At 57.1% G+C, this 20,037-nt stretch carries 21 protein-coding genes; 9 read left to right on the forward strand and 12 right to left on the reverse strand.

The window, feature by feature from the left end; all coding sequences use genetic code 11:
• Window positions 1–33 precede the first annotated feature (33 nt).
• The 8 genes from KP705_RS05150 to KP705_RS05185 all read right to left on the reverse strand — a co-directional run bounded on the left by KP705_RS05150 (window position 34) and on the right by KP705_RS05185 (window position 7,160).
• Window positions 34–189, reverse strand: coding sequence for a DUF2474 domain-containing protein (locus tag KP705_RS05150; protein WP_152659240.1), 156 nt, complete (start codon window positions 187–189; stop codon window positions 34–36).
• 19 nt (window positions 190–208) lie between these two features.
• Complete coding sequence (gene cydB, locus KP705_RS05155; RefSeq protein ID WP_046901265.1) at window positions 209–1,234, reverse strand: cytochrome d ubiquinol oxidase subunit II; 1,026 nt, start codon at window positions 1,232–1,234, stop codon at window positions 209–211.
• 6 nt (window positions 1,235–1,240) lie between these two features.
• Window positions 1,241–2,665, reverse strand: coding sequence for a cytochrome ubiquinol oxidase subunit I (locus tag KP705_RS05160; protein ID WP_046901266.1), 1,425 nt, complete (start codon window positions 2,663–2,665; stop codon window positions 1,241–1,243).
• Window positions 2,666–2,875: 210 nt separating this feature from the next.
• Complete coding sequence (locus KP705_RS05165; RefSeq protein ID WP_215764134.1) at window positions 2,876–3,952, reverse strand: DUF2125 domain-containing protein; 1,077 nt, start codon at window positions 3,950–3,952, stop codon at window positions 2,876–2,878.
• A gap of 250 nt (window positions 3,953–4,202) precedes the next feature.
• Complete coding sequence (locus tag KP705_RS05170; protein WP_211513447.1) at window positions 4,203–4,952, reverse strand: 1-acyl-sn-glycerol-3-phosphate acyltransferase; 750 nt, start codon at window positions 4,950–4,952, stop codon at window positions 4,203–4,205.
• Window positions 4,953–4,996: 44 nt separating this feature from the next.
• A complete protein-coding gene (locus KP705_RS05175; protein ID WP_215764135.1) occupies window positions 4,997–5,590 on the reverse strand; it encodes a YdcF family protein in 594 nt (197 codons plus the stop codon).
• Window positions 5,587–6,486 (reverse strand): FtsX-like permease family protein, encoded by a 900-nt coding sequence (locus tag KP705_RS05180; protein WP_215764136.1) that lies wholly within the window; start codon window positions 6,484–6,486, stop codon window positions 5,587–5,589. The genes KP705_RS05175 and KP705_RS05180 overlap by 4 nt, the downstream gene beginning before the upstream one ends.
• Complete coding sequence (locus tag KP705_RS05185; protein ID WP_215764137.1) at window positions 6,483–7,160, reverse strand: cell division ATP-binding protein FtsE; 678 nt, start codon at window positions 7,158–7,160, stop codon at window positions 6,483–6,485. The genes KP705_RS05180 and KP705_RS05185 overlap by 4 nt, the downstream gene beginning before the upstream one ends.
• Before the next feature lie 122 nt (window positions 7,161–7,282).
• On the opposite strand from KP705_RS05185, the gene KP705_RS05190 reads away from it, so the two are divergent.
• Window positions 7,283–7,750, forward strand: a complete 468-nt coding sequence (locus KP705_RS05190; RefSeq protein WP_046901270.1) for a zinc-ribbon domain-containing protein — start codon at window positions 7,283–7,285, stop codon at window positions 7,748–7,750.
• Window positions 7,751–7,759: 9 nt separating this feature from the next.
• Here KP705_RS05190 and KP705_RS05195 read toward each other — a convergent pair whose 3' ends face one another.
• Window positions 7,760–8,170 carry a hypothetical protein gene (locus tag KP705_RS05195; RefSeq protein WP_046901271.1) on the reverse strand — a complete coding sequence of 137 codons (411 nt, stop codon included), beginning with the start codon at window positions 8,168–8,170 and terminating at the stop codon, window positions 7,760–7,762.
• Window positions 8,171–8,287: 117 nt separating this feature from the next.
• Here KP705_RS05195 and KP705_RS05200 point away from each other — a divergent pair, with 117 nt between their 5' ends.
• From KP705_RS05200 to KP705_RS05220, 5 genes are read left to right on the forward strand one after another with little or no spacing between them, the layout of a single operon-like run.
• On the forward strand, window positions 8,288–10,108 hold the full coding sequence (locus KP705_RS05200) for an ATP-binding protein (protein ID WP_046901272.1): 1,821 nt from the start codon (window positions 8,288–8,290) through the stop codon (window positions 10,106–10,108).
• Window positions 10,105–12,009 carry a response regulator gene (locus tag KP705_RS05205; RefSeq protein WP_046901273.1) on the forward strand — a complete coding sequence of 635 codons (1,905 nt, stop codon included), beginning with the start codon at window positions 10,105–10,107 and terminating at the stop codon, window positions 12,007–12,009. Before KP705_RS05200 ends, KP705_RS05205 begins: the two co-directional genes overlap by 4 nt.
• Before the next feature lie 55 nt (window positions 12,010–12,064).
• Entirely contained in the window at window positions 12,065–12,643 is a 579-nt protein-coding gene (hslV, locus tag KP705_RS05210) for an ATP-dependent protease subunit HslV (protein ID WP_200898348.1), read from the forward strand.
• Between the two features lies 1 nt (window position 12,644).
• Window positions 12,645–13,961, forward strand: a complete 1,317-nt coding sequence (hslU, locus tag KP705_RS05215) for an ATP-dependent protease ATPase subunit HslU (protein WP_215764138.1) — start codon at window positions 12,645–12,647, stop codon at window positions 13,959–13,961.
• A 14-nt stretch (window positions 13,962–13,975) separates the two neighbouring features.
• Complete coding sequence (locus KP705_RS05220; protein WP_099213278.1) at window positions 13,976–14,410, forward strand: SufE family protein; 435 nt, start codon at window positions 13,976–13,978, stop codon at window positions 14,408–14,410.
• 64 nt (window positions 14,411–14,474) lie between these two features.
• On the opposite strand, the gene KP705_RS05225 is transcribed toward KP705_RS05220, so the two are convergent.
• The 3 genes from KP705_RS05225 to KP705_RS05235 form a co-directional block, all read right to left on the reverse strand.
• On the reverse strand, window positions 14,475–14,684 hold the full coding sequence (locus tag KP705_RS05225; protein WP_215764139.1) for a hypothetical protein: 210 nt from the start codon (window positions 14,682–14,684) through the stop codon (window positions 14,475–14,477).
• Between the two features lie 85 nt (window positions 14,685–14,769).
• Window positions 14,770–15,426, reverse strand: a complete 657-nt coding sequence (locus KP705_RS05230; RefSeq protein ID WP_052750060.1) for an energy transducer TonB — start codon at window positions 15,424–15,426, stop codon at window positions 14,770–14,772.
• A 131-nt stretch (window positions 15,427–15,557) separates the two neighbouring features.
• Complete coding sequence (locus tag KP705_RS05235) at window positions 15,558–17,984, reverse strand: glucose/quinate/shikimate family membrane-bound PQQ-dependent dehydrogenase (RefSeq protein ID WP_215764140.1); 2,427 nt, start codon at window positions 17,982–17,984, stop codon at window positions 15,558–15,560.
• 304 nt (window positions 17,985–18,288) lie between these two features.
• Between KP705_RS05235 and rpmI the strand changes: the two genes are divergently transcribed.
• From rpmI to pheS, 3 genes are all read left to right on the forward strand, one after another.
• The gene (gene rpmI, locus KP705_RS05240; RefSeq protein WP_046901279.1) at window positions 18,289–18,489 is read left to right on the forward strand and encodes a 50S ribosomal protein L35; all 201 of its coding nucleotides are present in this window, start codon (window positions 18,289–18,291) and stop codon (window positions 18,487–18,489) included.
• A gap of 15 nt (window positions 18,490–18,504) precedes the next feature.
• Window positions 18,505–18,864: a 50S ribosomal protein L20 gene (gene rplT, locus KP705_RS05245; RefSeq protein ID WP_007282845.1), complete on the forward strand. Its 360-nt coding sequence runs from the start codon at window positions 18,505–18,507 to the stop codon at window positions 18,862–18,864.
• Window positions 18,865–18,965: 101 nt separating this feature from the next.
• Window positions 18,966–20,036, forward strand: coding sequence for a phenylalanine--tRNA ligase subunit alpha (gene pheS, locus KP705_RS05250; protein ID WP_046902032.1), 1,071 nt, complete (start codon window positions 18,966–18,968; stop codon window positions 20,034–20,036).
• The last annotated feature ends 1 nt before the right edge of the window (window position 20,037 follow it).

The following is a 20,037-nucleotide window of genomic DNA, read 5'->3' on the forward strand; positions in this document are numbered from 1 at the left end:
TCAGGGGCGGGGTTTTTCTTTGGGAGGCCTCGGTTAGTGATGGCCGCCGAAGATGATCCTCTTGAGGAGTTCAGCGCCCACGCCAACGACGAGGACACCGCTGAGCCAGAAGAATACGAACCATCCCACCCGTTTCATCCAGGCGACGGTGCCGGTTTTCTGGTTGGGCTTTCCGTACTCGATTCTCATGGCGCGAACTCCCTGAAGGTCAGTGGTAGTGATGCTCGTTCGTCACTTTTCCGCGGAACACATAGTAGGAATAAATTGTGTAGCCGAGGATGACTGGCAGCAGGAACATCGCACCGAACAGGACGAAAGCCTGACTGCTTGGTGGCGAAGAGGCCTGCCAGATCGTGATGGTCGGTGGCACGATATACGGCCACACGTTGATTCCGAGACCGGAGAAGCACAGGAAGAACAGACCTAGTGTCGAGATGAACGGTAGCAGGTGGGACTTGCGGTTGCGCAGGCCCAGGAACAGCGCGCCAGCGACAGCTACGACAGCGACGGGAACCGGCAGGACCAGAGCAAGCTGTGGCCATTCCAGCCAATGCTGCATGTAGGTCGTGTGAAGCTGTGGCGTCCAGACGGATACAGCGACGATCGTCAGCAGCATCAGGCCAGCAAGGCCGTAGGAAACACGACGCATCGTATCCTGCAGTTCGCCTTCACAGCGCCAGATGAGCCATGTGGAGCCCAGAAGCGCGTAGCCGATTGTGACGGCGGCACCACAGAACAGTGCAAACGGCGTCAGCCAGTCCAGCGAGGTTCCGACGAACACGTTGTTCTGGACGGGAATGCCCTGCACCAGCGTCCCGAGGATCACACCCTGCATGAATGCTGCAACGATGGAGCCACCGCAGAAGGATGCATCCCAGAACAGCTGTGAACCGGGAGACTTCATCTTGAAGCGGAACTCGAAGGAGACACCGCGCAGGATGAGAGCCAGCAGCATGAACAGGATGGGCAGGTACAGCGCGGGAAGGATTGTGCCGTAAGCAACCGGGAAGACGCCGTAGAGTGCAGCGCCGCCGAAGATCATCCAGGTTTCGTTGCCGTCCCAGACAGGGGCGACCGTGTTGACCATGACGTTGCGGTGATCGTGATCCCGTTCCTTGAGGAACAGGACGCCGATGCCCAGGTCGAAGCCGTCAAGAATGACGTAGAGGAAGATGGCAGAGGCCGCGAGAACGGCCCAGACCACGGGAAGCCAGAAAGCGGCGGATTCGGTCATGATCGCTTACTCCGCCAGACCAGCATTGTGGGGGTGATGTGAGACCTGCGTGGTACCAGCGGACATCTGCGGCTCGTGCTCGGACGGACCTTCCTCACCAGAGTGAGGCTCTTCTGCGAAGCTGCGCAGGAGAATGGTGATGCCGCCTGCGAAGACCACAAAGTATACAATCACGAAGGCAACCATCGACGTCGCCATGCTCGGCAGAGCGATCTGGGAGACACTGTCGGAGGTCTTTAGGAGGCCATAAACCGTGTATGGCTGACGGCCGACCTCAGTCGTGATCCAGCCACACAGCAGGGCTATGAAGCCTGCCGGGGACATCCACAGAGCGACACGATGGAGCATCGCGTTGCTGTAAAGGCTGCCCTTCCAGCGCAGGAAGAGAGACCACAGACCAACCAGAACCATGAGCGAGCCAAGGGCGATCATGATACGGAAGGAGAAGAACAGCAGCGGCGAATACGGGCGCAGATCCTTCGGGTAGTCCTTGAGGCCCGGCACCTTGCCATCGAGGCTGTGAGTCAGGATCAGGGAGCCGAGGAGCGGAATCTGGACCTTGTAGTGCGTCGTCTCGTTTTCCATGTCCGGAATACCGAACAGGATTTCCGGCGCACGGCCTTCGGAGTCCCAGTCGCCTTCCATCGCGGCGATCTTGGCAGGCTGGTATTCCAGTGTGTTCAGACCCTGCGTGTCACCTGCCAGAAACTGGACCGGAGCAACGATGGCAGCCATCCACATAGCCATGGAGAACATCAAACGGACCTGTTCGGACGCCTGACGGCCTTCACGACGCGCCTTCAGCAGATGCCAGCCAGCGACGCCAGCCACGATGAATGCGACGGACAGGAACGCTGCCAGTCCCATGTGCACGAGGCGGAACGGGAAGGACGGGTTGAAGATGATCTGCCACCAGTTGCCCGGCAGGAAACGACCTGTGGCTTCATCGATGATGTAGCCCTGTGGCGTCTGCATCCATGAGTTGGAGGCAAGAATCCACGTCATGGAGATCAGCGTGCCGATCGAGACCATGCAGGTGGCGCCAAAGTGCAGGCCTTTGCCTACACGGTTGAGGCCAAACATCATGACGCCAAGGAAGCCGGCTTCAAGGAAGAAGGCCGTCATCACTTCATAGGCCAGCATCGGGCCGAGGATGGGGCCAGCCTTCTGCGAGAACTGGGACCAGTTGGTGCCGAACTCGTAGGACATGACCAGACCGGAAACCACGCCCATCGCGAATACGACGGAGAAGATTTTCAGCCAGTATTTGAAGAGATCCAGATAGGCGCTGCGTCCCGTCTTGAGCCAGAGGCCTTCAAGAACGGCGAGATAGGCAGCAAGCCCGATCGAGAATGCCGGGAATACGATGTGAAACCCGACTGTAAACGCGAACTGAAATCGCGCGAGAAATAAAGCCGACAGGCCAAACATTGCGATGGTGCCTTCTGCTTGGGAGGCGGACCGCAGAACCGGCCCGCATGGACCCGTCAGCTACGCTCGCACCCTAGAAGTCAGGAATGAGCTGAGACCATGCGCACCGCACTGCACGCATGACCCGGATCTGAATCTTGAAAGCCGCAGCACGGGAATAGTTTTCTTTCCGCGCCATGGTTTTGACAAAAATCAAAACATTCCCTGCGTCTACTCGCGCAAATGTGACGCGTCAATTTTTTGTGTGGAGATTGTTTGCAAAAGTTGTTCGAGAGCAGGTGCAGCATGACCGTTCACGACGGAAACTTCTGCGACAACAGGATGACTTTCTGTCATTCCGGATGAGGGCGTTGCGTGCAGAATGCGTTCAAGGAAGACGCGCGTGTCTGGAGCAAGCAAGGCCTGAAGGCGCGGAATATTTAGGATTTTTTCGGCGGCATCATGCCAGTTCAGAAGCGTCAGGGTGAGGTGGCCGTTGAGCGCTGGGTATGTCAGTTCACCGGAAAAGGAAAGATGTGCAGAAGTCGCTTCCGACCCCATCGAAAATGATGCTGTCTGCACAAGTAGGCGCTCATAGCCTTCAGGACTAAAAAGTGGACTTTCAGGATGTGTGCTGGACGTTGTGAGAGCTACCACGAGATGAGCGTTGTGCAGTGGATACTTGGCAGCATTCAAAAATGATGTGCTGAGAGTGGAAGACAACAGATCCAGTCCGAGGCGTGTGGCTCCTGCTGAGGCCTGGGGTTGGAGGAGGATGCGTCCAGAAGGGCGGGACAGCGCGACTGTCTGATCCACAAGGTTCATTGCGACGGCGACTTGGGCAGAAGGAGCATGGAACATCACGGTTCCGTCCTCTGAGATGTGCAGTCTCAAAGCTTCTGTGAGAATGGTAGCTCTGGCCGAAGAAGTGATAATGCGCGCAGCCTGACGACCGGAGAGGGAGACGGTGAGGCCGTTTCTGACGAGTTCCGTCCATGGTCCACCAAGCCTGAAGGTCTCACCTGCCCAGCCAGCTTCAAACGGTTGGGCAGGAAAATTTTTATGGCTGAGCTGGGGTTTCTGAATTTCGATCCATGCTCCGAAAGGCCAGCCTCCACGACGAATTTCTCCAGTCTCTACAAACCATCCCGTAGCTTTCAGGTTCGCGACTTCGTTTTCAATTTGTGCCTGCATTCTGGTGGTGACGTGATGCCACAGGGCGGTATCTGCAGCTGCCACAACTGTAATGAAACAGAAGACGACAAGCGTGATTTTCAGGTAACGGGCAGTATTGAAAACTGGGTTCACTGGGCCTGTCTTTGTGTAACTGGATAAAGAAGCTGGTTCGATGGGCGGTATTTTATCCCCAAAACAGCATTCCGCGTGCGGTCATTGTTTGACAGCCGAGTCTATGGAAGGCGATCTGGGCACATTAAGGTCAGGGAATAGCTGAAAACCGCAGAAAAACAGGGTTTTTTAGCTACGTGTGGAAACTGTTAGGTTTCTTGAGATTCGCCCGAAGCCTGTAGCCTCAAAACTCCTTCTGTTCCGGCGGCGGCTAAACCCTCTGAAGCTCCACAGAGTTATCCACAGTATTGCGCGGTAATTCATGGGTTGCGCACAGTTCATCCCATGCTTCGTTCAGCGCGGTCGTGAAGCCGTTGCGTCCCTCTGTGGAGGGGAGTGGCGCGCCGATGACGACCTTCAAAACACCCGGTTTTTTCCGCCAGGGAGATCGGTCCCAGAAGAGGCCGGAATTGGTGGCGACCGGCACGACAGGAACATTAGCCTGTCGGGCTAAAGCAATAATGCCCGGTTGGATGGGGTGGCGCTCTCCGGGGAGTGTGCGTGTACCTTCAGGAAAGATAATAATCTGTCTGTCAGATGCGTGAGCGCGTGCGCTGTCTTTCATCATGGTCCGCAGGGCTTTAGATCCAGCGCTTCGTTCCACAGGGATCATGCCGCTCAGAACAAGCATGGGGCCGACGAGGGGTATTTTAGTCAGTTCCGCCTTGATGATGTAGGTCGGGAGGGGAACCAGATTCATCCACACGAAGCCATCGAAGAAAGACTGATGCTGGGATGCAATGAGGCTTGGGCCTGCAGGAATATTATCCCGACCCTGAACTTCGATTTTCACGGAGCAAAGCTGTGCAAATCCAAACAGCACCGCTCTGGACCAGAGTTTGGCGTAAGAGAGTGCCAGATCCTGTCGCTTCATGAGGCGGATCGGGATTGCCCCGAGGCCCATGATGACTGTGAGGATCAGGAAATAAAGATTGAACAGCAGGCCGCGAAGAATGCTCATAATTTTGTCTGCTCACCAGAAAAGCTGTAGTTGCACAAGAGGTCTTAGTGAGGCGTAAGGCCAATCTTGCCGTCTGGCAGGCCCGTCAAGTTACCAAGCTCTGCGCCCAGAAGTTTGAAATATTCCCGGATGAGTAAATGCAGGGTCTGGCGGGACAGTGGCGCTTCCAGAGCTGGCGGGAGAACCGGATAAGGCACGAGTTCCAGATCTGGGGCAGTCCGGCTGAGCTCTATAATGGCGCGGCGAATGTGGTAGCCAGCGGTAACGACCAGCAGGCTGTGCATCTTGTGATCTCTGGCCCACGTCGTGGTCTCATAAGCATTACCAATTGTACTGACGGCGCGGCGGCCCAGAGTGACGCGGCTGGCCAGATCGCTGGAAAGCGTCTGGTTCTGAAGGCGCACCAGTTGATCGAGTGTAACATGGGGCCCGACGCCAGAAATCAGTAGAAGCTGGCCATATCCGCCCTTGAGAAGGGTGAGGGAGGTTTCGATACGGGATTGGCCGCCTGTGAGGGTGACGATGCCATCGCAGACACTGGCAACATGCGGTGGCTGTCGGGAATCGTGGATGAACCAGACAAAACCAGCCGACCAAAGCACGGCAATAAGAAACAGCGAGGAAAGAAAGGCCCTCACGGCAATCGACGGAGCCACACGAGCACAACGCCCTGAGCTGTGATCCATCCCAGAAAAGCCGCAATAACGGGCAGGGCACCGAGCTCTTTCAGGAGGCTGAGAGGTAAAATGCGGAGTGTTGTCCACCAGCCATCCAGTGTTGTCGGAAAGGTGCTTGGCACGGCGGCCTGATGCGTGAAGGGGGCGAGGGTTGTGGCAAGGGAGGTTGTCAGTGGCGTCAGAAGGACGAGGCCAGCCACGCCGCCCATAAAGCTGAGGAGTGCAGCCCGACCGGCAATATGGCTGGAAATTGTAAAGTCCCCGGCGCCAAGGGAATGCACGATTTCCACAGCCCGTTTCTGGGCAGCGACAGAGCGGCGGACAGTGATGCCAATGGATAAAACGGCAATGGCTGCGATCAGGATAACGGCAAGCCAGGCGCATCCGACGAGGCTTGTGCCTAAATGTTCAAGTCTCTGGCCCCATTGCATGTCTTCCTGAACAATGGCTTCTGGAAGCGTCTCATGAACAGTGGAGCCTAGGTTAGCGTCAGGCGTGTGGGCGACGATGAGGACGGTGGGCAGAGAGAGGCCCGGCAGACCTTTCCGTGAATCTGTAGGCTGGCCAAGCCAGGGAGCCAGTAGATCCTGCACTTTGTCTGTGGAGAGCTTTTGCAGGTTGGTAACGCCCGGCAAGGCTTTGAGAGCGTGAATGAGTGCGTCCGTGCGATCTGAGGCGTTTGGAATGTCCGTCGGGATTTCGATCGTTGCAGCACTTCGGGCCGCCTGCGCCCAGCCATCGGCAAGCGCTTGAACACCGGTCAAACCAGCGAGGGCCAAGCCTGCCAGCAGGGTCATGAGAGCAACAAGCAGTGGGAGGCTGCCTGAGCGCAGACCGGGAGAGACGCGGCGGCTCACGCTATCGCCTCATTTGCATGCGGATCGAGCGTGCCATCACGGAGTATGATGGATGGGGCGGGAGCATCGCGCACGAGACCTTCGTTATGCGTCGCGACAATCACGGTTGTTCCCAGATCAATCAGTTCCTGGAACGTTGCAAGAAGGCGTCTGGCCTGAGAGTCCTCCAGAGCGTTTGTTGGTTCATCGGCGAGAAGGATATCGGGTCGTCCGATCAGGGCGCGTGCAATGGCAACACGCTGCTGTTCGCCCCCGGAAAGAGTGGTTGGCCGGGAATGGGCGTGCGGGGAGACATCCAGCCAGTCCAGGACAGCAAAAACCTCTTGTCGAATATCGCGTTCGGAGCGCCCGCGCAGACGCAACGGGAGGGCGACGTTATCAAAAACATTCCACTCGCCGATCAGACGGTAATCCTGCGGGACGAACCCAATACGTCTTCTCAGGTTCCGGAGGGTGCTTCGGCTGGCGCCCGTGACTGGGGTGTTGAGAATATCCATTTGGCCAGAGGCAGGTTTTGCCCCGAGTGTCAGAAGCTTGAGAAGGCTGGATTTGCCTGCGCCTGATGGCCCTAGAAGCCAGCGAAATTCTCCCTGAGGGATCGTCAGGGTCATGCCGTGCAGAACAGGCTGCCCAACGCCAGCAGGTTTCAGGGAGACATCGCGTAGGCGGATCATATGAAAACGATCAAAGGTGTTGCAGGTGTATTAACCATTTATTAACGACAACCTCGTCATATGGGCAACCCAGTTGAGGTCAGACCGAGGCCGGTACGGTCTGATTTTTGAAGGATACCGTGATGCGTGTTGAATGTCCCCACTGTCATGCTGTTTTTGAAGTGCCTGATGCACTTTTGGAGCAGGCGCGGCGGCTGCGCTGCGCGAACTGTGGGGATAGCTGGTCTTTACAAGAGACGCACGAGCCGGAGCTTGCACAAAGTCCGCCTGATGACTTGTCCTTGCTCAAGGCTGAGACTGAGGAGCCTCCAGGCCCAGAAACATCACAGTCTTATCCTGTTGGATTAAGCGCGTCGGAAGCACGGAACGCTGCGAAACATGCGTTTGTTCTACATTCCCGGACAGTAACCCATGGTTTGGGTAAACCTGAGACTGTCGGTACGAAAATGATCGGAAGTCTTGGGACGTGGAGTGCCGCGTGGGGGCTTAGCCTCGTGGTGGTCGGCGGAGGCGTGGCCGCACTGTGGCACTGGAAGGTTGGGGAGTTGGTGACTTTATGGCCTGGTATCGGCCATGTCCTTACTCCCTGAGCCTGGGGTTTACATGTTGCGAGCAGCCAGCGCGGACAGGGTCGCTCCGATTGCGGCAAGTCCCATCAGGAGAAAGCCGTCGAACATAAGGGAGCCTGGGGTCAGCAGGTGATTGCCGATCTGAAGATGGGTCGGCAGGGTGCCCGCTACATGGTTCATGATGTCTTTCGCCTGCGGGTCAGCGCTTGCAGCACTTGTCGTGATGGCATTCACGATGTGCGGAAGGATGTACCAGCCAAGACCAAGAATCAGGAGAAGCGGAGCGAGAAGCTCTGCGACCTGTTGGGCGAAGTAGAAGGCGAAATAGCAGATGGACCAGATGCCCGTCCGGACCAGCGCGCCGGTTGAAAGAGAGCCGCTTTCCCCGCTGCGGGAGTTGAGCAGGCGATCCGTCAGGTTGCGCGAGGGCTGAATGTCCATGAGATACGGCTTCCACTGATCCGGTAACGGGAGTTATCTTCGCCCCTTGGAAATCGGACGAACATCAGCTTCGGACTAGCTGCAAGAGGCCGTTAATGCAAACATTCCGTCATTCTCATGCTGCCTTCTGATCTTAAAGCTCCACTCGGAGCCACAGAGACCGCACGTGTTCTGCTCGTAGAGCCGGATGATGCTCATGCCCAGCGGATCTGGCGTGTTCTTCTGAAGGAAGGCTTCACCGTCACCTGTCTCGGCAGTGGCGAAGCTGCTTTGGGAACGGTTGAGGATCTGATGCCTGACCTTGTGGTCGTGTGCTCTGAGCTCCCCGGTATGACGGGTGGGCAGTTGGCGCGGCGTTTGAGGCTGGATGCCCTGACCCGCACCATCCCGATCCTGATGCTGACGGAAGATGCTTTTCCCGGCGGTGAGCGAGAGGGGCTGGAAAGTGGGGCAGATGCCTATATTTCCAAATCCGCTCATCCTGACCTGCTGGTGTTGCGGATGCGGGCTTTGCTTCGGGAAGGACCGGAGCTTCTTCAGGTGGATGAAGCCTCTCGCTTTCGCCGGGCAAGAATTGTTATCGTCAATTCTCCCCGGGAAGAGGAGGAAGACGAAGAGATTACCGAGGATGCACCCGAGACAACGTTGGGTGAGCTGCTCTGGCGTGATGGGCATACGGTCACGTCCATCGAGCGTTCAGACGATCTGATTGATGGTGGATGGTTGCGCGGGGCAGATGGCCCGGACTGCCTAGTTCTGGAACTGGGGAGCGGAGATGAAGATCTCAAGTTCTGCCGCCTTCTGGATGCGCGGCGTCAGGCTGTTCTCGAAGCTGGTGGAATTCCGTTCCGAACGCTTGGCATTGTGGAGGCTTCACGCTTCCGGAGACAATCTTCCGGTGAATTCTTCGAGGCCGGCATTGACGACCTGGTTCCCAGCGATATTGCCATAGAAGCCCTCGCCATGCGGATCAGGACGCTGGCGCAGAGACGCATGGCGCAGGATGAGTTCCGGCAGCAGGAAATTGAGCGCCAGCAGAATGCGCTTACTTTGGAAGCGGCAAGGGCGAAGGCCGAAATGGCTGAAGCTCTGGCGCAGGCCAATATGGAATTGGCGCGAACAAACGAACAGTTGATTCAGGCGCAGTCGAAACTCGTGCAGACTGCCAAGATGGCTTCGTTGGGTGAGTTGGTGGCGGGTATCGCTCATGAGATTAACAATCCGCTAGCCTTCACAATTGCTCATGCCGATACAGTGGAGCGGACGTTGAAACGTCTTCAGACACTGGGGAGCCCGGAGGATGGGGCGCCGCTCATGCAGAAGGGGATTTCACGTCTGGAATCCATGAAGCTCGGGTTGCAGCGGATTCAGAATCTCGTTTTGAGTCTCCGGCGATTTTCCCGGCTGGATGAAAGTTCATTCCAGACAGTCGATGTTCCTAGTGCACTTGAGACAGCACTGGCGTTGCTGGGACACAAGCTTGGCCCGGACATTAGAATTGAAAAGGATTTGCAGGCTCCGGCGCATTTGGTCTGTCAGCCTGCGTTTCTGAATCAGGTGGTTATGAACATTATTTCCAATGCGGCCGATGCATTGGCGGATATCTCGCCTGAGGGCGGCCCGGTGCAGGGGCGTATTGTGATCAAGTCCCGTCTTGAAAATGGCCGGTATGACATGACGATAAGCGATGACGGTCCGGGTTTGCCGATGGAACTGAGAAACAGGGTGTTTGATCCGTTCTTCACAACCAAGCCGGTTGGAACAGGCACAGGGTTGGGGCTTGCGATCGCTTATAGTGTGATGGAAGCCCATGATGGCATTATCGAAATCACAGATGCCCATTTGCCGGATGGCCGCGGAATAGGGGCGTGTTTCCGGCTCAGCCTTCCCGTCACAATGACGGAAGATGGGCCGGTGGCAACGGGACGTTCCGTATGAGTGTGTGGAGCGTGAAGGGGCCATTACGTCCTCGTATTCTGCTGGTGGATGACGAAGAAGAAATCCTTGTCGCCCTGGAAGATCTGCTGGAAGACCAGTACGAAATTCTTGCAACGACGGATCCACTGCGAGCTCTGGAGCTTTTGCGGGCGCATCCGGATGTTGCCACCATTATCTCCGATCAGCGGATGCCCGGACTGACGGGGGATCAGCTGCTGATGCGGGCGCGTGAGTTCTCGGATGCGCGTAGTATTCTGCTGACAGGCTATGCGGATCTTGATGCTGTGGTGTCTGCCCTGAACCTCGGGCAGGTGCAGGCTTACGTGCACAAACCCTGGGATTCGGACGCGCTTCGGTCTTTGGTCGGGGAAGTGACGCAGCATTGTATTGCCCAACGGGCGTTGCAGACGGAACAGGCTCTGTTGCGGGGTCTGATGGATGCCCTTCCGATGGGGCTTGTTTTTTCGGATGCTCAGGGGCGCTGTATTCGCAGTAACGTGCGCGATGAAGCTGCACAGGATCTGAACGACGAACTGATGCATTTCCCGGAAGTGCTGCGTGCTGATGTTCAGCAAATGCGCGACAATGTGCGTAGCACGGGGCAGGAAGAGCGGCTGGTTGCTGAAGTTCTGCCAGATCATGACGGAGGAACCGTTCAGCGCTGGCACGAATTGAGTCGCCTTTCTCTGGCGTGGCCGCAGGGTGTGCCGACGGAAGACCGATGGCAGGTCAGCATGGACCGGGACGTTACGCAGCGAGTGCTGATGGAAAGCCGGCTGCGGCAGGCAGACAAGCTTCAGTCCCTGGGCACATTGGCCGGGGGAATTGCGCACGACTTCAACAATCTTCTCGCTGCCATCTCCGGGTCCCTGGAATTGCTGGAAGACATGGTGGACCTGGATGAGACATCCGGTGCTCTGGTGAAGAACGCTATGGAATCTGCGCAGCGTGGTGCTGTGCTGACACGCCGGTTGCTTCAGTTTGGACGTCCACGTGAGGCACGTCTGGCACCGGTGGCTTTGCAGGACCTTCTGCCGGGGCTGGAAGCGCTTCTGGTTCAAAGTCTCAAGCGTCGAAGTGGCGAAAGAAGTGTGGCCTGCAAGCTGTCGCTTGAGGATATGCCTGCTGACTTCCCCGCTGTCTGGTCAGATCAGGACCAGCTTGAAATGGCGCTTCTGAATCTCTGTGTGAATGCTCGGGATGCCATGACGCAGGGTGGAACAGTGTCGGTTTCGGCGCGTGTAGTGGGGCAGAAGTTCAAAACGCTGCCTCCGGAATGCTGTCTGGATCGTGCGGTAGCCATTGATGTGGTTGATGAAGGTGAGGGCATGTCACCCGAGGTGATGAAGCGGATTTTTGATCCATTCTTCACCACCAAAGATGTGGGGCGTGGAACAGGGCTGGGCCTTTCCAGTGTGTATGGCTTCCTGAGCCGGAGTTACGGCGAGATCGTTGTGGACAGCACGCCTGGCAAGGGGACGTGCATGACATTGCTGCTTCCTGTTGTCCGAAGCGATGTCATGGCAGGTCGGGTCGCGTATGGTGAGAAACCTCATTTACTGAGGGTATTGGTCGTCGATGATGAGGCGCCGGTTCGTATGGTGACGGAGGGTTTCCTTCGCCATGACGGGCATAATGTAGCCGCTGCGTCGTCTCTGGCGGAAGCTCTGACCCTTACAGACGAAAATGGTCCATTCGATCTGGCTGTGATTGATATGCGTATGCCTGATCATGATGGCCCAACATGCGCAGCCATTCTGATGGACAAAATGCCTGAGCTGAAAGTGCTGTTTATCAGTGGGCACACAGATGCGCAGTCTGAAAATGCGCCGTTGCCCAAGCCCTTTACACAAAAAGGTCTTCAGGATGCGATCAAGCGGTTGATGCAGGGGGCAATATAACCTGACGGGAGAGGTCCTCTTGTCAGGCGCTATATCCGCACCATCTTTTTGAGTGATGTCTTACCAAATCACTCCCCACGATCCGGTCGGCTGGCATGGCACGACCATTCTTTGTGTCCGTCGCGATGGCCGGGTGGCTATGGCGGGGGACGGCCAGGTCTCCCTCGGGCAGACCGTCATCAAGGGTAATGCTCGCAAGGTTCGGCGAATTGGCCCTCACAGCAATATCCTGGCGGGTTTTGCTGGTGCCACGGCTGACGCCTTTACCCTGCTGGAGCGGCTTGAAGCGAAACTGGAGCGGTATCCAGGGCAGCTTGAGCGGGCCTGCGTCGAACTGGCGAAAGACTGGCGTACGGACCGCTATCTGCGGCGTCTGGAAGCCATGATGCTGGTGGCTGACGCAGATCGCTCTTTCACCCTGACCGGAAATGGCGATGTGCTGGAGCCGGAAGACGGCATTGTGGCCATTGGCTCTGGCGGAAATTACGCACTGTCTGCAGCGCGGGCATTGATGACGGTGGAGGGCCTGAGCGCCGAAGAAATCGCGCGTCGGTCCATGAAAATTGCCGGTGATATCTGCGTTTACACGAACTATTCCGTGACGCTGGAAACATTAGGCGGGGAGGCCTCCTGAGATGTCTGTTCCAAATTTTGCCCCCCACGAAATCGTATCCGAGCTTGATCGCTTTATTGTTGGCCAGTCCGACGCAAAACGTGCGGTTGCCATCGCGATGCGTAATCGCTGGCGTCGGTCCCAGCTTCCTGACGGCTTGAAGGATGAGGTTGTTCCCAAGAACATTCTCATGATCGGCCCGACTGGTTGCGGCAAGACAGAAATCGCCCGTCGACTGGCCAAGCTGGCGCAGTCTCCGTTCCTGAAAGTGGAAGCGACGAAGTTTACGGAAGTTGGCTACGTTGGGCGGGACGTGGACAGTATTGTCCGGGATCTTGTTGAGGTTTCGCTGACCATGCTGCGGGATGGGCGCCGCAAAGATGTGCAGGAGAAAGCTGAAGCGGCGGCTGAAACCCGGCTCGTTGATGCGCTGGTTGGCGAAGGCGCGACAGCCGACACCAAGGTAAAGTTTCGCCAGATGCTGCGAGATGGCGCTTTGGAGGACAAGGAAATTGAAATCCAGATTGCGCCTGATCCACAGCGCGGTAAGGAGAGCGGCGATATTCCAGGGCTCCAGCTTGGGCAGGTCATCAGTTTCAACGATATGATGAAGGGATTCATGAACCGGATGCCTTCACGCAAGAAACTGAAGGTTTCCGTGGCCCGCGAGCAGTTAATCCGTGAGGAAGCTGACAAACTTCTGGATGATGAAGCCCTGACGCGTGAAGCGATCGAGCACACCCAGAACCATGGCATCGTGTTCCTGGATGAAATCGACAAGGTCTGTGCGACATCTGAGCATGGAACGCGCAGCGGAGATGTCTCTCGTGAAGGCGTGCAGCGTGATCTTCTTCCGCTGATTGAGGGGACGACTGTCAGCACGAAGTATGGCTCGGTGAAGACGGACCATATCCTATTTATCGCGTCCGGAGCCTTTCACATTGCCAAGCCTTCAGATCTTCTGCCGGAATTGCAGGGGCGTCTGCCTATCCGTGTGGAGTTGGCTGGCCTGAGCAGGGACGATCTGAAGCGTATTCTGCTGGAGCCTGAGCATTCGCTTCTGAAGCAGTATGTGAGTCTGCTGGGTACGGAAGGTGTGACGCTGGAATTCGGTGACGATGCCGTTGATGCTTTGGCGGAACTGGCGGCTGATATTAACGAGCGGGTTGAAAACATTGGGGCCCGCCGTTTGGCAACAGTTCTGGAAAAGCTGCTGGAGGACATCTCATTTTCTGCATCTGACCGGAAAGGCGAAACCGTGAGGGTGACGGCAGAGGATGTTCGTGACAGGGTGGCGCCGCTTGCCCGCAAGGGTGATTTGAGCCGCTTTATCCTGTGACGGAGACGTTTTTTGTGAGTGATGCCTTTCTTGCCCCTCAGGAAGAGACGGCGACCGCTGCCATCGAGGAAATTGAAGCCGAACTGGCGATGTTCGACGACTGGATGGAGCGGTATCAGTATATTATTGAAATGGGCCGCAAACTTCCGGCTTTCCCTTCGGACTGGCAGGACGATGTCCACCGTGTGCCCGGGTGTCAAAGCCAGGTCTGGCTCGAAGCGGAAGACCGTGATGGTAAGCTCTTCTTTGCCGGCGCTTCAGATGCGGCCATTGTTCAGGGATTGGTAGCCCTTTTGCTGAGAGTGTACTCAGGGCGAAGCCGTGAAGAGATCCTTCAGACGAGCCCGGTCTTTTTGCATGATATGGGGCTGGTCAAAGCACTGTCCACGAACCGTGGGAATGGTGTTGAGGCAATGGCTCAGGCGATCCTCAAGCGTGCTGCTGCCTGACGACCTCAGTCTTTCAAAAAAGCCCCTGCCAGCGTCTGCTGACAGGGGCTTTTTTTGTTTGAGCTTAGTGAGCAGGCTGAGCAACTTGTGGAGCTGTTACGTCACACTTGGTGAACTTGCCTTTGGCATCCCGGCAGGCCTTTGGCTTCTTGGGGGCTTCACACTTGGTGAATTTGCCTTTGGCGTCCCGGCAAGGCTGAGACTTGGCATGTGCAAACTGGCCGCCTAAAGCGACGGTAGCGAAGGCAAGGAGAGCAAATTTGCGAAGGGTCATGCGTAGCCTCTGTGCAGTTTTTGCCCTGAACCGACAGGGCTTTCGACACTGATTATGGAATGGACTGGCCTGCAGACACAAGGTTTCAGCGGAACCCGTCATTCCGGTCTTTCGCGTCTGATTCCCAGTTTATGTTGCCATGATAGGGAGCAGAGATGGGCTGCCCGTCTTTCATAGCCGGAAGGTATCTGGCCAGCGTGAAATAGGCGAGCGATGCCCGTCGTAAAATTTCGGGCCCCGGGCTGGCGGTACAGTCATGCGCGATGCCTGCGGTATCAACCTGACAGGTGACGGCTACTCTTCCTGTAATATTCCTGTCGTTCGCAAAGTCTGGATAGTAGGGGCGTGGACTGTGCTCATGATCCACGACGGGGAGAGTTGCTGTTCCATGAGCCTCGAAGGGAATGGTCTTTTCCCACCGGCCTTCAATGGGTTTGCTGTCCTGGTATGCCGGAAGAAACTTGGACGAATAGGCATAGGCTTCCGCTGCAAGTGCGAAATCGGGTGCGCTCGCTGACGTTTCGCAGCTTTGGGGCTGACCGTCCTTTGTGATGACGCAGACAATGTGCGCCGATCCCGAATGCCGCAGTTCAAGTTCAGCCGGTGGATAGACGAGACGTCCGTGATGGCTCGGATCCAGAACCGCCGTTACGGAAGCAGTATCATCACTGTGGGCTGGAGACGGAGCGACGGCGATGAGGCCAAAGACGGCCAGAGCCATTCCAGATCGAGAAAAATGCATGCTGCCCTTACTTTATGGAATATATTTCATAACGTAACGAGACCTTAGAAAGCTTTTGCCGGGACTTGAAGACAAAAAAAGGGGCACCCGAAGGTACCCCTTTTTCTCGATAACCAATGCTTACTCAATGATCACTTCTGATCAGCAAGGCTGTAAGCAATAAGGTCGTCGCCCATGACGGTTGGGAAGGAGTTGTGGCCACCAGCATAGGTGACAACGAACTGCTTTCCATTGACCGCATAGGTCATTGGCGTGGCTTGCGCGCCAGCTGGGAGGCGATCCTGCCACAGGGTCTTACCTGTCGTCAGGTCGTAGGCGCGGATGTAGTAGTCCATCGTGCCCGTCAGGAAGCCAACGTTGCCAGCCGTGGAGAGCGGGCCGCCGAGGCTCGGGACGCCGATCTTGATCGGAGGCAGCGGGATGGGCAGGGAGCTGCCGTGCATGGAGTCACGGAGCGTACCGTTACGATGCTGCCAGACCACCTTGTTGGTGCGCAGATCGATACCGGCCACATAACCCCAAGGCGGCGTACGGCAAGGCATCTTGATGCCAAGCGGCAGCAGGACCGGGTCCATGAACGGATGCAGATCAACAGCATAGGGGATGCCGTAGTTCGGCTGTAGACCGGTTTCGCCACCGGAGCCCTTTGCGTTCGGTTCCGGCCATAGCGGGTTACCCGGACCACGGGGCACCAGACGGGAAACGAACGGCAGCGAGATCGGGTTGGCAAAAGCCACCTGACGCTGCGGATCAACAGCCAGACCACCCCATTCGAACATGCCGAGGTCGCCCGGGAAGATCAGAGATCCCTGGAGTGACGGCGGCGTGAACGGACCTTCATAGCGAAGGGAGTGGAAGTAGATGCTGCAGAACATCTGATCGAAGATTGTGCCACCCCAGATATCGGAATCGGAGAGGGCTGCCTTCGGACGCAGGCTCAGCTGAGACATCGGCTGCGTTGAGCTGGTGTGATCGCCCGGTGCGGCGCCACCAGGAACCGGTGTTTCCGGAGCCGGGACGACTTCCTTGCCCGTACGACGGTCAAGAACGAAAATGTCGCCAGTCTTCGTCGGAACGTAGATGGACGGAACAATCGTGCCGTCTTTCGACGTGATGTCTACGAGGCTCGGCTGGGACGGGGCGTCCATGTCCCACAGGTCATGGTGAACGGTCTGGTAATACCAGGCCAGCTTACCCGTCTCTGCGTTCAGCGCGACGATACCCGGAGCAAAGCGCTCGGATTCCTTGGTGCGGTAACCGCCCCACTGATCCGGCGTGCCTACGCCCATTGGGATGTAAACGAGGTTCAGGTTCTTGTCGTAGGACGACACGATCCAGGAGTTTGGAGAGTTCGGATGGAAGACCGGATGATCCGGGTCTGGCATCTGGTTCGGGTCAGGGTTGGATGCGTCAAACACCCAGACGCGCTTACCGGTATAAACGTCAAATGCCTGCGTTGCGCCCGATGCCTGCTTGATGGAGCCGTTATCGGTGATAGCGCTGTTGGCAATGATCAGCTTGTCGGTGATGACCGGCGGAGACGTCGGTTCATACATGCCTGGCGTGGTGTAAGGCTGGTTCGGCAGGCGCAGATCCAGTTCACCGTCGTTTCCGAAGCCGGAGCATTTCTGACCGGTTTCAGCATCGACTTCGACAAGGCGGCCGTCATTAACGGGCAGCACGATACGCTTGGCGCAATCGGTTGGAGCCGGATTGCCATCGCTGTCCGTGGCATCCGCCGGTGTCTGGTGGAAGCTCACGCCACGGCACGTCAGATGCTGAAAGCCTGGGTTGATCTGCAGATGCGGATCGAACGTCCATTTGACGTGACCCGTTGCAGCATCAACGGCCCAGAGCTTCTGATGCAGCGAGCACAGATACAGCGTGTTGTCGAATTCAATCGGCGTGACTTCGTTGGTTGCTTCGCCCGGATCGTTTGGTCCCATCAGATCCTTGGTGTGGATGTGCCATGCCACCTTGAGGTTCTGAACGTTGGACGAGTTGATCTGCTTCAGCGGAGACCAGCGATCGCCAGCCTGCGTGCGGCCATAGGCGTGCCACTCGCTGTCTGGAACGTTATCTGCGTCAACCGGTGCTGCGTTGGTCAGCTCTGTTGGCAGGTTGCCGCTGATGTCGTGCGGGTCTGTGAAAAGACCGGCAGCAAGCACCAGTACGGCGAGACCGACGGAGCCTGCCAGGGGAAGGACAGATGCGCGTGTGCCGCCGATCTGGCGGGATACGAACGGGATCAGCAGCCAGATGCCAAGAATGATCACGATGTCGGAGCGGGGAACCAGCGCCCAGAGGTCGAGACCGACCACGGAGAGTTCCCATACGACCGTCGCGAACACTACAGCAGCAAAGAGCCACAGTGCGGCCGGGTTACGGCGCCATGCGAGGAAGGCAGTCGCAAGAAGTGCGATGCCGAGGAGGAGATAATACAGGGGGCCGCCGAGGGAAACGGCCCATGCGCCGCCCACGGTAAGGATCGCGCCGCAAAGCGCGAAGACCGCGGCCGTGATCAGGGCCCAGAGCCCTGGCCGGGATGATGTGCTCATGATGTTCCTAGAGCTGTTATTTGGTGCAGCACTTGACCTTCGGACAAACACATAGAAGCGCGTTAAGAATCAAGATGTCAGATGGTTCATGTTGCTCACGTCACTGTGAGCGAGATCACAGTGACGTGACTTGAACAAAGGGGCGTCTTTTGCTTGCGCGTTAAAGAAAATAAAGTTCTTGGCGGAATCAGTCCGATGGGATAAGGCAGCCGCTCCGTGTACGCGTCCGGGCCATAAGTGGCATGCCCGGCCGTGCAGAGTCCCGCTCCGGTGGGACCAATCGTTTACGGCGAGGGAGACCGAAATGCCCAAGATGAAGACGAAGTCGTCGGTCAAGAAGCGGTTCAAGATCACCGCGACCGGCAAGGTAATGTGCGGCCCAGGCAACAAGCGCCACGGCCTTATCAACCGCCCGCAGAAGATGAAGCGCACCAACCGTGGTCCTCAGACCATGACGGATATGGACGCAAAGACCATCAAGCAGTGGGCGCCCTACGGGCTCTAAGGGAGATTAAGGTACATGGCACGTGTTAAGCGGGGCGTAACGACGCACGCCCGTCACAAGAAAGTTCTCGATCTCGCCAAGGGTTACCGCGGCCGTTCGTCTACGAACTACCGTATTGCTCTCGAGCGCGTTGAGAAGGCGCTGCGCTATGCGTATCGCGACCGTCGCAACAAGAAGCGTGATTTCCGCGCTCTGTGGATCCAGCGTATCAACGCTGCCGTCCGTGAGCACGGTCTGACGTACAGCAAGTTCATCAATGGCCTGGACAAGGCTGGCATCGAGATCGACCGTAAGGTCCTTGCTGCCATTGCTTTCGACGACGCAGCTGCTTTCGCAGAAATCGTCAAGAAGGCACAGGCTGCTCTCGCAGCCTGAGCTATTCAGACCTGATCCCCACGCGTGGGGGCTGGTGACTGGCGGGCCGTCCTGTTATCAGGGCGGCCCGTTTTGTATTTGTACTGTAAGCGATGGGCGGTATGGCTGACGATCTCGACACGCTGAAGAATGAAACTCTTGCTGCGCTGGGCGCTGCTCAGGACCGCGCGCAATGGGATGCCGTTCGCGTTGGAACACTGGGGAAGTCCGGTGCCCTGACCGGGCTCCTGAAGCAGCTTGGCAAACTTGATCCCGAGGAGCGCAAACTGCGCGGACAGGCCTTGAACCGCCTGCGGGATGAATTGACCAAGGTGATCGAAGATCGCGGTCGGGAAATCGAAGAAGAAGCGCTGCAGGAACGCCTGAAAGCCGAACGGGTAGATATCACGATGCCTGCCCCTTCTGTGGTGACAGGCGCCATTCATCCGATCAGCCGTACCATTGAAGAAATGACAGCCATCTTTGGCGCCATGGGTTTTTCCGTTGCTGAAGGGCCTGATGTTGAAAGCCAGTGGCATAATTTTTCGGCACTTAACACGCCGGATCACCATCCCGCACGGACCGAGCACGATACGTTCTATCTTCCGCCCAAATCAGGCAGCAATGAACCACGTGTTCTGCGGACGCAGACGTCTGGTGTTCAGATCCGGACGATGCTGGGGCAGAAGCCGCCCATCCGCATCATTGCTCCTGGCCGCACCTATCGTGCCGATCATGACGCGACCCATTCCCCGATGTTCCATCAGTGCGAAGGGCTGGTCATTGACCGCAATATTACTCTTGGGCACCTCAAAGGCTGCCTGATCGAGTTCCTGCGCGTCTATTTCGACAAGCCTAATTTGCCTGTGCGTTTCCGTGCATCTTATTTCCCGTTTACCGAGCCCTCCATGGAAGTGGATATCGGCTGGTCAAAAGCCACGGGCGAGATTGGCGGTGGGTCCGACTGGCTGGAAGTTCTCGGCTCGGGCATGGTGCACCCGCGCGTTCTGGCAAATTGCGGCCTCGATCCGGCCGAATGGCAGGGCTTTGCGTTCGGCATGGGCGTCGAGCGTTTGGCCATGCTCAAGAACGGTATTCCGGATCTTCGGTCTTTCTATGAGAGTGATCTGCGCTGGCTGCGTCACTATGGCTTTTCCGCTTTCTCTCCCGCCACGCTGACGGAGGGCGTGTAAC

Source organism: Gluconobacter sp. P1D12_c (assembly GCF_018812105.1).
In the GTDB taxonomy this organism is placed as follows: domain Bacteria; phylum Pseudomonadota; class Alphaproteobacteria; order Acetobacterales; family Acetobacteraceae; genus Gluconobacter; species Gluconobacter oxydans_A.

Excerpts from the sequence above, each read along its gene's own strand:
- KP705_RS05150 (WP_152659240.1), bottom strand. The coding sequence starts at position 189 with ATGAGAATCGAGTACGGAAAGCCCAACCAGAAAACCGGCACCGTCGCC.
- cydB (WP_046901265.1), bottom strand. The coding sequence starts at position 1,234 with ATGACCGAATCCGCCGCTTTCTGGCTTCCCGTGGTCTGGGCCGTTCTC.
- KP705_RS05160 (WP_046901266.1), bottom strand. The coding sequence starts at position 2,665 with ATGTTTGGCCTGTCGGCTTTATTTCTCGCGCGATTTCAGTTCGCGTTT.
- KP705_RS05170 (WP_211513447.1), bottom strand. The coding sequence starts at position 4,952 with ATGAGCATTCTTCGCGGCCTGCTGTTCAATCTTTATTTCCTGATCCTC.
- KP705_RS05185 (WP_215764137.1), bottom strand. The coding sequence starts at position 7,160 with ATGATCCGCCTACGCGATGTCTCCCTGAAACCTGCTGGCGTTGGGCAG.
- KP705_RS05190 (WP_046901270.1), top strand. The coding sequence starts at position 7,283 with ATGCGTGTTGAATGTCCCCACTGTCATGCTGTTTTTGAAGTGCCTGAT.
- KP705_RS05195 (WP_046901271.1), bottom strand. The coding sequence starts at position 8,170 with ATGGACATTCAGCCCTCGCGCAACCTGACGGATCGCCTGCTCAACTCC.
- KP705_RS05200 (WP_046901272.1), top strand. The coding sequence starts at position 8,288 with ATGCTGCCTTCTGATCTTAAAGCTCCACTCGGAGCCACAGAGACCGCA.
- KP705_RS05205 (WP_046901273.1), top strand. The coding sequence starts at position 10,105 with ATGAGTGTGTGGAGCGTGAAGGGGCCATTACGTCCTCGTATTCTGCTG.
- hslV (WP_200898348.1), top strand. The coding sequence starts at position 12,065 with ATGTCTTACCAAATCACTCCCCACGATCCGGTCGGCTGGCATGGCACG.
- hslU (WP_215764138.1), top strand. The coding sequence starts at position 12,645 with ATGTCTGTTCCAAATTTTGCCCCCCACGAAATCGTATCCGAGCTTGAT.
- KP705_RS05225 (WP_215764139.1), bottom strand. The coding sequence starts at position 14,684 with ATGACCCTTCGCAAATTTGCTCTCCTTGCCTTCGCTACCGTCGCTTTA.
- KP705_RS05230 (WP_052750060.1), bottom strand. The coding sequence starts at position 15,426 with ATGCATTTTTCTCGATCTGGAATGGCTCTGGCCGTCTTTGGCCTCATC.
- KP705_RS05235 (WP_215764140.1), bottom strand. The coding sequence starts at position 17,984 with ATGAGCACATCATCCCGGCCAGGGCTCTGGGCCCTGATCACGGCCGCG.
- rpmI (WP_046901279.1), top strand. The coding sequence starts at position 18,289 with ATGCCCAAGATGAAGACGAAGTCGTCGGTCAAGAAGCGGTTCAAGATC.
- rplT (WP_007282845.1), top strand. The coding sequence starts at position 18,505 with ATGGCACGTGTTAAGCGGGGCGTAACGACGCACGCCCGTCACAAGAAA.
- pheS (WP_046902032.1), top strand. The coding sequence starts at position 18,966 with ATGGCTGACGATCTCGACACGCTGAAGAATGAAACTCTTGCTGCGCTG.